Source organism: Streptomyces sp. NPDC049577 (assembly GCF_040675635.1).
In the GTDB taxonomy this organism is placed as follows: domain Bacteria; phylum Actinomycetota; class Actinomycetes; order Streptomycetales; family Streptomycetaceae; genus Streptomyces.
The window spans coordinates 1-11,178 of the sequence record NZ_JBFAPH010000215.1; the positions used below are offsets into that span (position 1 = coordinate 1).

The following is an 11,178-nucleotide window of genomic DNA, read 5'->3' on the forward strand; positions in this document are numbered from 1 at the left end:
GGGGCCGCCGCCACCAGCAGCCGCACCCCCGGCCGGCGGCCCGGTCCCTGGGCCAGCAGCCGCCGGTAGCGCACCCGGTAGGCGTCCGCCGGCGGGTCCGTCAGCTCCCCCGCGAGACGGCTGAACCGGGCGTAGTCGTAGCTCTCCCGCCCGGACGCCCCGGCGGGCGGCCCCAAGGGCGGTACGCCGCCGCGGACCGTGGCCGCGGCCGGTGGGCCGCCGGTGCGCCGGTCGGCATGCCTGCCGTCGCCGGGGCTGCTCGCGCGGGAGCGTCCACGGGTCGCGGCCAGCCTGGCCGCACTCGCCGAAATCGCCACCACACACCCCCAGCCGCACAGGACACGGGATCAAGTGGGAGAAAAACTAACAAAGCATCCCTACGATCATGTGACAAACGCACCGAAGGCGGTTTCCCGTCACCCACACGGCCCCGGCGGCCCGGGCCCTTGTGCGGCGGCCCGGACTTGCGGAATTCTTCACGTGACCAGGTGGGCAATCCTGTGGACGACCACGCGGGCCACCGTCGGACGATCCACCCAAGGGGCTGCGGTGAGCGCGTTCGCCGAAGCGATGCGGGAGAGAGTGCGCGCCGCCCGGGCTTCCCTGGCGGCGGCCCGGCAGGCGGGGGACGCCTATGCGGCGGCCATCGCGGAGGACGAGCTGGACGACGCGCTGCGGCTGGCACGCGCCCACGGCGTCACCACGGATCCGCCGCCGTCAAGTGGGCCGCGTGCGTGCGAAGTTCACAAGGACAGGTGACAGCTGTCGCGGTCTGCCCCGCGCATCACCCCTGCGTGCCGTCAACTCGCAGGTCAGCACTGCCGGTCAAGTCGCCGAACCCGGCTCGTGAGCACCGTGCCCGCTGCTACTGTCCCGCGTCATGGAGCAGCTCTTCTCCCACGAGGAACTCGTCCGCATCGAGGCAGCCGCCCAGGAGGCGGGCCATACCGCGCGGGAATGGGTACGGGGTGTCGTCCTCCAGCGCCTGACCGGCGACCGGCGGCACGACTTCGAGGACGCCCTCTGGCCGATCACCCTGCACCGCAAACCCGGGGGCGTGCTGCAGGAACTGCACCACGCGGGCTGCTGGGTGCCGAGGGGCGACGAGGACACCCTCACCACCGCCGAGGCCCGGGTCCAGCTCGCCACGCGCGACATCCGGCTGTGCGACGCCTGCCAGCCGGAACGGTTCCTGGCCCCGCTGGAATAACCCCGCGCGAACGGCCCCGCCCGGCGTCCCACTACCCTGGACACATCAAGATCAACTCGCTGGTCCGGGGGGACGTACGGCATGAGGACGGGAACGCGGCTCACGGGCTGGGCGACCCTGTTCACCGGGGGTGTCGCGACACTGGTCGGCCTGTTCCCCCTTCGGGAGCTGCCGCCGAAGCGGCAGGAACTGTGGTTGCTCTGCGCGACCGCCGCCTGCGCCCTCGGCTGGCTCCTCGCCTCGGCGGTGGCCCGCGCCCGCCGGCGCGCGGCCCTGCGCCGCCGGATCCGGCGCCGGCGCCACGAGCCGTGGCCGGCCCGCTCGTCCTACCTGCTCTCCTGGGTGCTCGGCTTCGGCATCGCCTTCACCAGCGCGGCCGCCCTCTGCCAGGGCGTGGGGCCCGACGGCGCGGACGGCCGGTGGCTCGCCACGCTGCGCCGGGCACACGGCGGGACCTTCGAGATCCCGGTCCGCAGGATCGTGGGCGAACCCCGCCGCGCCGACGACGGGGTGGACGACACCGAGGCGTACCTCTCCACGGTCGTCGTGACCGTGCCCTTCCAGGACGGCGCACGGCAGGTCACCCTGGACGGCGTGCGCACGCACGGCAGGCCGGAGGCGGGACGCACCCTGCAACTGCGCTACGTACCGGACCGCCCCGAGCTGGGTGTCCGTCAGGTGCCGGACAACGACATCGGCTCCTTCGCCGGCCGTATCGTCGTTCTGCCGGCGCTGTGGCTACTCGCTCCGGTCGTCGGGCTGCTGACGGCCCTGGCCCTGCACCGCAACGAGGCCGCCGTCCGGCGCGCCCGCCGCTTCGAGCCATGGGTCCATCTGCCCGCCGCGCTCCTCCTGCTGTGCGGCGCGGCCCTCGTCACCCCACTGCTGCTGGGGTTCCCGTCGACGGCCACGGGCTGGGCCCTCGCCGCGGCGGCGGCCACCACCCCCTGGCTCGCGCTGGCCTGGGTGGCGCGAACGAGCTGACGCGCGTTCCGGCCGCCGGTGTGTCACGGGCGGCCGGAACGGCACGGACTCAGTGGTTGCGGCGCCGGACGGCGCGGCGGATGAGCCAGATCACCAGGACGATCACCACGACGACGAACAGGATCGCCAGGATCACCAGGACGATCAGGAAGCCGCCCAGCTTCTTCAGGAAGCTCTTCTTCTTCTTTTTCTTCTTCTTGTCCTTGGCGAGCGTCTTCTTCTTGCTCTTGGCCAGCGTCACATGACCGGTGTCGGCCTGCTCCGCACCGGCTCCGGCGAGGACGGTCCCCTGCGAAGCGGCGGCGCCGGCCGGCGCGTTCGCCTGTGTGGTGCCGGCGGCCGCGGTGACGTACCGGCCGGTCCGCGCGGAGGACGCGGTCTCGGCCGACGCGGGGGTGGCCAGCAGGGCGGCACCCAGCACCACGGCGACGACGGCGGACACCCTGCGGGCCAGGCGTCCTCGGTACCGTCCCTTGTTCTGCTGATCCTGCTTCATCCACGCCCCCTGTTATCGGTGCATTTCGAGCTTTTGACGGTGCACCGGGCAGGGCGGCTCCACGGCCGCCCGCGGCGGTGCGCCTCCATTATCCGCACAGTCGAAATCCGGCCAGCAGGGCGCACTCCGCACCGCCCCGGCGCGCTCCGCTCAGACGGTCGGCGCCTCCGGCTCGAAGCGGCTGCGGACCGCCGTCTGCACCTCGGCCTCCTCGGCCGGGTCGGCGGCGAGCCTGCGCAGCTGCTCCACGACGCGGGTGTCGGCCGTGGTCGCGTGGTGCGCGGCGAGCTCACGGGTGCTCTCCTCACAGTCCCACAGGCACTCGACGGCGAAGCCGGCGGCGAAGGACGGGTCGGTCGCGGCGAGAGCGCGCGCGGCCCGGCCCCGCAGATGGGAGGAGGCGGTCTCCCGGTAGACGTGGCGCAGCACGGGGGCGGCGCAGTGGATCGCGAGCCGGCCCGCGCCGTCGACGAGCTCCCACAGGACCGGGGCGTCGCAGCCTCCGGTCCGCACGGTCCGGCGCAGGGCGCCGAGGACGAGCGGGGCGTCGTACGGCGCGCCGCGGCGGGCGAGCATGGCGGCGGCCGCGTCGCCGAGGCCGTCGGTGCGCTGGACCCACTGCCGGGCCCGGTCGAGGGCGGCGGTGCCGCGCATGCGCTCGAAGGCGGTGACGGCGGCCTCGGCGACGAGATCGCCCCCGTCCGGCAGGACCGGCTCGGCGGCGGCCGCCTCGATGAGGTCGAGGGCCTGCGGGTCGTCGTGCTCGGCGAGGTAGCGCAGGGCGGTGGCGCGGGCGGCCTCGGGGCCGAAGGCGGCCGCCTCGATGATCTCCAGGCGGTCCTCCGGCCCCGCGACGGCGGTCAGACAGCGGGTCGCGGGCACGTGCCGCAGCTGGACGGGGTGCGCCTCGAGGCCCTGCTGGGCCCAGTCGAGGACCTCACGGACGCTCCAGCCGGGCCGGGGCCCGGAGGGGCGCAGCTGGCGCTGCCAGCGGTCGAACGAGCCCTGCTCCCGGGCGGCGCGCACCCGGGCGGCCGTCGCGGGGGCGTGCTGGTCGTCGGCCCACAGCCGCCACGGGCGGGGCTCGAAGGCGTCGCGCACGGCGGCGGCGAGCGCGGCCTCGCCCTCGGGGGTGTGCGGGAAGCGGGCGAGCACCAGCTCGCCGAGGGCGGTGAGGGCGTCGTCGTCGTCGCGCAGGGCGAGCTCGTCCAGGGCCCAGGCCCAGTTCCCACCGGTGGCCGCGTAGCGGCGGAGCAGCAGCAGGGCGTCCTCGCGGCCGTAGGAGGCCAGGTGGCCGAGGACGGCGAGGGCGAGGCCGGTGCGCTCCTCGGCGGTGTCGAGGAGGTCGTCCGGGTGGAAGAGGTGCTGTTCGATCTCGTCGAGGCCGCCGGCGAGGTCCAGGTACAGGCGCGCGTAGTAGAGCGAGCGGTTCTCCACCTGCCAGTCGCGCCGCGGGTCGCGGAGCACGCAGTGGTTCAGCGCCGCGAGCGCCTCGGCGCGCGGCGCCGCGAGGGCATGCAGGGTCCCGTCGCCGCGGCCTCGCTGGAGGAGGCCGAGCAGGGTGCCGCTGGGCGCTATGTCTGGATCGAACATGGGGTCAGCATCCGGTGCGGGGAGTCGGCTGGCAACGGGATTTCCTTACGGAGGCCATTCTTGCCGGTGTCCACCCGCGCCATGCCTGGTGAACTGTGGGGACTTCCCCCGGCTTGGCCGTCGTCCGGGCGCCCGCAGCCTACCGGAGGATCACGTTCCGGCAAGTTGCGCCGGACATGTCATGATCTTGACGGGGTGAAATCGGGACACGGGCGCCGGGGCGACCCATGGCATATGCGGAGGGCACCACCGCATCGGGTATTGCCAAATCGCTCACGGACCGTCGCTCCCTGTGCGACAGTCGTGACAGCAGTCCGCTCGACCGTCCCGGGCCTTCCCGGCCGACCGCGCCGTGCCTGTCATCGGAGTCGTGATGCCGTCCCCCCTCTCCGCGGAGCCTTCCGCAACCGAGCCGCCCCAGCCGGGCACGGTCGACACGCTCATCTCGCGGACACGGCGGCTCCGGGGCGACCTCGACGCGGTACGCCGCGAGGCGGCGGCGGAGGCCGAGCGCTGGGACGACCCGGGCACGCGCTGGCAGCGCGCCCTGTGCGAGCTGGCCGTACGGCACGCCGACGGGCTGCACGAGCAGCTGGGCCTGCTCCGCGACGGCCTGTCCCCCGAGCCGGAACCGGCGCCGCCCGACGCCCCGCCGGCGCCCGTGGTCACAGCCGGGCCGGACCCGGACGCGGCCGCGGGCACCGCCGGCAGCGCCGAGTGGAACCTCCTCACCGACGAGGTCACCTGGTCCGGCGAGCTCTTCGAGCTCTTCGGCCGCCGCCCCGAGGACGGCGCGCTCACCCTCGACGAGCTCCCCTCCTGGCTGCCCGAGGAGGACAGGGAGCTGCTGACCGCGCTGGTCACCGACTGTCTCGTGGACGGCAGGCCGATCGACGGCGAGTTCCGCATCGTCCGCCCCGACGGCAGGGTGCGCACCGTGCACATGCTCGGCGAGCCCTTGCTGGACGCCGAGGGCTGCACGGCCTCCCTCTGGGCCGTCGTGCGGGACGTCAGCGAGCTGCGGCGCAGCCGGCAGGCGGTGCACGAGACCCATGACGCGGTGCGCCGCCGGCGGCGGCAGGAGCGGACCGAGCGCCGGGTCGCGACGGAACTGCACGAGGCCGTGCTGCCACGGTGGCGCGGGTCCCTGCGGCTGCCGCCCGCCGGCCCGTCCGGCGTCCCGGCCCTCCCCCGGGCCGCGGCCCGGTCCGGGCCGCCGGCCCGTGAGCCCGCCCCCGCCGGCAGCGGCGGGAGCGCGGTCGACGTCGCCGGGCACTACGTCCCCTCCGGCAGCGGTTCCCCGCTCGGCGGCGACTGGTTCGACGCCATGCCCCTGCCCGACGAGCGCACCCTGCTGAGTGTCGGCGGTCTCACCGGGCACGGTGTGGCCGCCGCCTCCGGCATGGCCATGCTCGTCGGCGCCGTGCGCGGCATGGCCGTCTCCGGCACGGAGCCCGGCCCCCTGATGGGCTGGCTCAACCATCTGCTCGACACCTCCGCACAGCCCGCGCTCGGCAGCGCGGTCTGCTGCCGCTACGACCCGCGGTCCCGCACCCTGCTCTGGGCCCGGGCCGGCGGACCCGCTCCCCTGCTCTTCCGCGACGGGACGGCGCGCGTGCTGCGGCCCCCGGCCGGCACTCCGGACATGCCGCTCGGCGCCGTGGCCGACGCGGACTACGCGCAGACCGAGGAACGGCTCCTGCCCGGCGATGTGCTCCTGCTGCACACCGACGGGCTGGCGGACACCGGCCGCCTGCCGGAGCTCGCGCCGCGCTTCGCCGCGGCATCGGGCGCCCAGGAGTGCGTACGAGCGGTGCTGGAGGAGTGCGGAGGCGAGGGCCGCCTGGACGACGCCTGCGTGCTGATCGCCAGGATCGGCTAGCCGGCCGGCGGGACCCGGCCCTCACGCGGAGGCGGTCCTCGGCTTGCCCGGGCCCTTCGGCAGGGCCCGCTGGATCTCCTCCCGCAGATCCTCGATCCTGCCGTACCCGGCGTACTTCCCCGTGAGTCGGTACATCTCGCGCAGCCGGTCCCAGGTGCGGTGCGAGGAGGTCTCCCCGATCGAGTTGAGGGCGAGCCGGGCGAAGGTGTCCGCCTGCTCCGGGTCGTTGCCGATGAAGCACGCGGACGCCATGGAGATGTAGTCGAAGATCATCGAACGCTGGCGGTTGCCCTGCCGCAGCTCGATCGCCTGACGGGCGTGGCGCTGCGCGATGGGGGCGGCCGACGGGTCGTGATCGGCGAGAGTGCGGTAGGCCAGGGCCTGCATGCCGTGCAGATCCGCCTCGTCGAACATCTGCATCCAGCTGGGCGGGGGCACGTCGCCCTTGTCGGAGACGAACAGCTCCTCGGCCTCGCCCAGGGTGCGCCGCATGGCCTGGCCGCGCCCGGTGGACGCCTGGGCCCACGCCTCGATGGTGGCGAGCATGGCCCGGGTGCGGGGCAGGGCCTCCTCGCCGGAGCCGGACTTGGCGAGCTTCATCAGATCCAGCGCGTCGTCCGGCCGGCCGAGGTGCACCATCTGGCGGGCGGCCCGGGAGAGCGCCTCCCCCGCCCGGGGCCGGTCGCCGCCCTCGCGGGCCGCGTGCGCGGCGATGATGAAGTACTTCTGCGCCGTCGGCTCCAGGCCGACGTCGTGGGACATCCAGCCGGCGAGCACCGCGAGGTTCGCGGCGACACCCCACAGCCTGCGCTGCAGATGCTCCGGATGGCGGTAGGAGAGCATGCCGCCCACCTCGTTGAGCTGGCCCACCACGGCCTTCCGCTGGAGCCCGCCGCCCCGGGAGGCGTCCCAGGCGCGGAAGACCTCCACCGAGTGCTCCAGGGCGTCGATCTCCGTGGAGCCCACGGGGGCCGCCTCGTAGCGGTCGAGGCCGGCGGTTTCTCCGTACGCGGCCGGGCCGCGCAGCGGGTCGTCGAGTCGGGGGGCGTCGGAGGCGAGGACCGGGTCGGTGTGCAGCCAGTCGTGCATCGCCCCGCTGAGTGCTGAGCCTGCGGCGAGCGCGGCGCCCGCACCCACCAAGCCGCGTCGGTTGAGCATGAGGTCCATTCCCGTGAATTCGGTGAGGACCGCGGCGGTCCGCTCGGGCGCCCACGGCAGCCCGTCCTGGGACTGCGCCTTGCCTGCGCGCCCGCGCCGGCCGAACCCGAGGTCCTCGATGGTCACGACACGACCGAGGCGCTCGGTGAACAGGGCTGCCAGCACCTTGGGCACCGGATCGCGGGGGGACTCCCCCATGTCGATCCAGCGCCGCACCCGCGAGGTGTCGGTCGCCAGCTGCGGATGGCCCATGACCGCCGCCTGCCGGTTCACGAGTCTCGCGAGCTCCCCCTTGGACCAGCCGGCCAGTCCGAACAGGTCCGCGAGGCGGGTGTTGGGTTCCCTCGTCACGTCAAGCCCCCAGGTTCCTCGGCTGACTTGACGGTATCCGGGCCCTGACCGGGCCCGCGAGTATTCGCCACGGTTCGCCAGGGTGCGCCAGATGGTGTGCCACCCGCGACGGCTGGTGATGTAGGAACGCGCCACCCCGGTCACCCGGCCCCGTCACCAGGAGGGGCCCCGGCGGCACCCGAAGCGTACGCGCGAGCGGGGTCCGAAGGGGCGTGCGGCGGGCATTCCCCAGGGTGCCCGCCCGCGCCGGGGGGCCGGGGGAGCGTCGCGGCCCCCCGGACCGGGACGCGTCGCATTTCGCCGGCACACGAAGGGATCCGTTCCGCTCATGTACGCAGCATCGACCTCCGTGTCCGCTCCGCCCCGCCCGCTCCGCCCCCAGCCGAGCGGCAGCGGCCCGTATCTCGACCCCTCCCACGCCGTGGGAGGCGCCTTCGGGAACGGCCGGGCGCGGAGGGCCCCGGGGCTCGGCGCCCAACCGCTCAGCGGGAGAATCGACTTGTCCGGCCCCCAGGGCGCGCAGCTGCGCACGGTGATCTCGTCGGTGCACCGCATCTGCCCGGAGTTCAACCCCGTCCAGGTGCTGCGCCGCAGCGGACGGTCGGTGCTGCTGGTCGGGACGACCGGCCGCAGCACGGCCGTGGCCAAGTGTTTACTGGACCACTCCCCCGCGTGGGCCGAGCGCTTCCGGCACGAAATAGCCACATATCGGGCGTTCGTGCGCCACCGTCCACCGGTGCGGGTGCCCCGGCTGATCGCCGCCGATCCGGAGAACTGCACGCTGGTGATCGAGCGGATGCCCGGCCGGCCGGCCGCCGCCCAGCGGCATCCGGTGGACACCCTGCCCCGCGCGGACGTGCGGGCGGCGCTGGGCGCGATCTGCCGGGTCAACCTCTGGCGGCCGCCGGCCGGCATGTTCGACATGCCGCTCGACTACGGCAAGCGCATCGCGCGCTACCACGAGCTGGGCCTGCTCACCGACCGCGACATGGGTGACCTGCAGAAGCTGCTCCACGGGCTGGCGCACGTCCAGGGCCAGTTCTGCCACGGCGAGGCGCTGCTGTCGAACGTCCTGCTCTCGCCCGCCGGCCCGGTGCTGGTCGACTGGGACCACGCCGGCTGGTACCTGCCGGGGTACGACCTGGCGACGCTGTGGACCGTCCTCGGGGACGCCCCCGTGGCGCGCCGTCAGATCAGCCAGCACGCCCAGGCCGCGGGGCCCACCTCCCGTGACGCCTTCCTGGTCAATCTGATGCTCGTGCTCACCCGGGAGATCCGGACGTACGAGACCGCCGTTCAGCGCGCCATGCACGAGCCGCCGTCGCCCGGGTCCGTCGAGTCCGGCGAGGAGCAGCGGCTGCTGCTGCGCCGGCTGCACGACGACTGCGCACTGGCCCGCCGGGCCGTCAGGGCCGCGGTCGGTACGCGCTGAGCCGCCGGCCACGAAGAGGGCGACACGCCGCGCGCCGCCGACTTGTGCGGCGTGTCGCCCCCTCCGCCACGCGGGTGACGCGCGGAGCGGGTGCATCGCGGGGAGGGCCGGCGGTTCCGCCACGTCCGCACCACATACACGTCAACGTCCGCGCCGGGCACTCCCGGCGCGGACGTTGACGTGTATGACGCCACGGCAGCAGTCTGATTGACGGATCGTCTGCTTGCGCGAGGGCCCTTGGTAAGTTCGGTTCCCGTAGGCAATGATCGCGCATCAACACTCCGGCGCACGGCATGCCCGTCCTGAGGAGGCCGCATTGCGAGGACCCGATCCCGACCCCGCGCCCGTATCCCGCAGAGGTCCGCGAAGAAGCCGCCGTATTCCACCACGGGCGGCCGGCGCCGTCGCGTCGGCCGCCCTGCTGCTGCCGGCGGTCTCGGCCGTGCCGACGGCCACCGCCGAGCAGCCGCGGGCCGGCTCGGCGCGGCACTCGCTGCAGCAGGAGTTCGCCCGGGCGGCGGCCGACTACCACGTGCCGCAGAGCGTGCTGCTCGCGGTCTCCTATCTTGAGTCGCGCTGGGACGCCCACGCCGGAGCGCCGAGCGTCACCGGCGGATACGGTCCGATGCACCTCACGGACGCCGCCACCGCCCTGGCCTCCTCCCCGCACCACAGCGAGCCCGGCGAGGACGCGCGCGGCGACACGGCCCGGCCACTGCCGGCCGTGCGGGCGGGCGTCCCGGCGCCGGCGCCCGGCGATCTCCCGGAGCGGCTGCGGACACTGCGCAGGGCCGCCGTGCTCACCGGGCTGTCCCCCGAGGAACTGCGCGGGAAGACCTCCGCCAATGTGCGGGGCGGCGCCGCCCTGCTCGCCGCCGAGCAGAAACGACTCGGCCTGCCGCTGAGCGACGACCCCGCCGACTGGTACGGCGCGGTGGCCGCGTTCTCCGGGGCGACGGACACCGCCACGGCCACCACCTTCGCCGACGACGCCTATGACGTGATGCGCGGCGGCGAGCGGCGGATCACCGACGGCCGGCAGGAGGTCGTCCTGCCCGCGCGGCCCGGTCTCGCGCCCCGCACCGAGCAGATCCGCCGGCTGGGGCTGAAGGGCGCCCCGGCCGGCGAGGAGGACGACCGCTCCCACGGGCCGGAATGCCCGCGCTCGGTGGCCTGCGAGTCGATCCCGGCCCCCTACCAGAAGCTGGAGGGCGACGACTACGGCAACCACGACGTCGCGGACCGGCCCGCCTCGCAGAAGGTCGACTACATCGTCATCCACGACACGGAGGCGACCTGGGAGACCACGATCAAGCTGATCAAGGATCCGACGTACGTCTCCTGGAACTACACGGTTCGTTCCGGGGACGGCCACATCGCCCAGCACGTGCCGACCAAGGACGTGGCCTGGCACGCGGGGAACTGGTACGTGAACTCCACGTCGGTCGGCGTCGAGCACGAGGGCTTCCTGGCCCGGCCGGACGCCTGGTACACGGAGGAGATGTACCGCACGTCCGCGCGGCTGGTGCGCTATCTGGCGGAGAAGCTGGACATCCCGCTGGACCGGCAGCACATCCTGGGCCACGACAACGTGCCGGGTACCACGCCGGCCACGATCCGGGGCATGCACACCGACCCCGGCCCGTACTGGGACTGGGCGCACTACTTCGCGCTGATGGGCCGGGGCTTCCACGCCACGGCGGGCCCGTACAGCGGCATGGTCACCATCCGGCCGGAGTACGAGGACAACACGCCCGAGTACACCGGCTGCGACAAGCCGGGGTCCCCCTGCCCGTCGCACGGCTCGGGCGCGGTCCGGCTGTACACGGCGCCGAACGACACGGCCCCGCTGGTGACGGACGCCGGGTTGCACCCCGACGGCAGCCCCTCGACGACCGGTGTCAACGACACGGGCGCGCGCGCCTCCACCGGCCAGCAGTTCGCCGTCGCGGGCCGCGAGGGCGAGTGGACGGCGATCTGGTACCTCGGGCAGAAGGCGTGGTTCCACGATCCGTGGTGGCAGGAGACGTCCGTGCCGGCGCGCGGCACGCTCGTCACTCCGCGGGCGGGGC

General features: G+C 74.3%; 9 protein-coding genes and 1 pseudogene. 6 read left to right on the top strand and 4 right to left on the bottom strand.

Annotated features, from left to right (window positions below):
- Nucleotides 1–317 (bottom strand): annotated as a pseudogene (locus AB0K09_RS22415) (glycosyl transferase); the annotation flags it as partial.
- Nucleotides 318–549: 232 nt separating this feature from the next.
- On the opposite strand from AB0K09_RS22415, the gene AB0K09_RS22420 reads away from it, so the two are divergent.
- The 3 genes from AB0K09_RS22420 to AB0K09_RS22430 all read left to right on the top strand — a co-directional run bounded on the left by AB0K09_RS22420 (nt 550) and on the right by AB0K09_RS22430 (nt 2,194).
- Complete coding sequence (locus AB0K09_RS22420) at nt 550–759, top strand: hypothetical protein (protein WP_366067145.1); 210 nt, start codon at nt 550–552, stop codon at nt 757–759.
- A 121-nt stretch (nt 760–880) separates the two neighbouring features.
- On the top strand, nt 881–1,210 hold the full coding sequence (locus AB0K09_RS22425; RefSeq protein ID WP_366067146.1) for a DUF6233 domain-containing protein: 330 nt from the start codon (nt 881–883) through the stop codon (nt 1,208–1,210).
- 81 nt (nt 1,211–1,291) lie between these two features.
- Nucleotides 1,292–2,194, top strand: a complete 903-nt coding sequence (locus AB0K09_RS22430; RefSeq protein ID WP_366067147.1) for a hypothetical protein — start codon at nt 1,292–1,294, stop codon at nt 2,192–2,194.
- 49 nt (nt 2,195–2,243) lie between these two features.
- Here AB0K09_RS22430 and AB0K09_RS22435 read toward each other — a convergent pair whose 3' ends face one another.
- Both AB0K09_RS22435 and AB0K09_RS22440 read right to left on the bottom strand, forming a co-directional pair.
- A complete protein-coding gene (locus tag AB0K09_RS22435; protein ID WP_366067148.1) occupies nt 2,244–2,690 on the bottom strand; it encodes a hypothetical protein in 447 nt (148 codons plus the stop codon).
- A 150-nt stretch (nt 2,691–2,840) separates the two neighbouring features.
- Complete coding sequence (locus AB0K09_RS22440) at nt 2,841–4,283, bottom strand: HEAT repeat domain-containing protein (protein ID WP_366067149.1); 1,443 nt, start codon at nt 4,281–4,283, stop codon at nt 2,841–2,843.
- Between the two features lie 373 nt (nt 4,284–4,656).
- Here AB0K09_RS22440 and AB0K09_RS22445 point away from each other — a divergent pair, with 373 nt between their 5' ends.
- On the top strand, nt 4,657–6,165 hold the full coding sequence (locus AB0K09_RS22445; protein ID WP_366067152.1) for a SpoIIE family protein phosphatase: 1,509 nt from the start codon (nt 4,657–4,659) through the stop codon (nt 6,163–6,165).
- 21 nt (nt 6,166–6,186) lie between these two features.
- Here the strand turns inward: AB0K09_RS22445 and AB0K09_RS22450 are convergent, their stop codons facing one another.
- Complete coding sequence (locus AB0K09_RS22450) at nt 6,187–7,674, bottom strand: hypothetical protein (RefSeq protein WP_366067150.1); 1,488 nt, start codon at nt 7,672–7,674, stop codon at nt 6,187–6,189.
- A 328-nt stretch (nt 7,675–8,002) separates the two neighbouring features.
- Between AB0K09_RS22450 and AB0K09_RS22455 the strand changes: the two genes are divergently transcribed.
- Complete coding sequence (locus AB0K09_RS22455; protein ID WP_366067151.1) at nt 8,003–9,106, top strand: aminoglycoside phosphotransferase family protein; 1,104 nt, start codon at nt 8,003–8,005, stop codon at nt 9,104–9,106.
- 379 nt (nt 9,107–9,485) lie between these two features.
- The coding region (locus AB0K09_RS22460; RefSeq protein WP_366067153.1) for a peptidoglycan recognition family protein at nt 9,486–11,178 on the top strand (1,693 nt) is incomplete at its 3' end.

Coding starts and splice junctions, on each gene's coding strand:
- AB0K09_RS22455 (WP_366067151.1), top strand. CDS start 8,003: ATGTACGCAGCATCGACCTCCGTGTCCGCTCCGCCCCGCCCGCTCCGC.
- AB0K09_RS22430 (WP_366067147.1), top strand. CDS start 1,292: ATGAGGACGGGAACGCGGCTCACGGGCTGGGCGACCCTGTTCACCGGG.
- AB0K09_RS22435 (WP_366067148.1), bottom strand. CDS start 2,690: ATGAAGCAGGATCAGCAGAACAAGGGACGGTACCGAGGACGCCTGGCC.
- AB0K09_RS22425 (WP_366067146.1), top strand. CDS start 881: ATGGAGCAGCTCTTCTCCCACGAGGAACTCGTCCGCATCGAGGCAGCC.
- AB0K09_RS22440 (WP_366067149.1), bottom strand. CDS start 4,283: ATGTTCGATCCAGACATAGCGCCCAGCGGCACCCTGCTCGGCCTCCTC.
- AB0K09_RS22445 (WP_366067152.1), top strand. CDS start 4,657: ATGCCGTCCCCCCTCTCCGCGGAGCCTTCCGCAACCGAGCCGCCCCAG.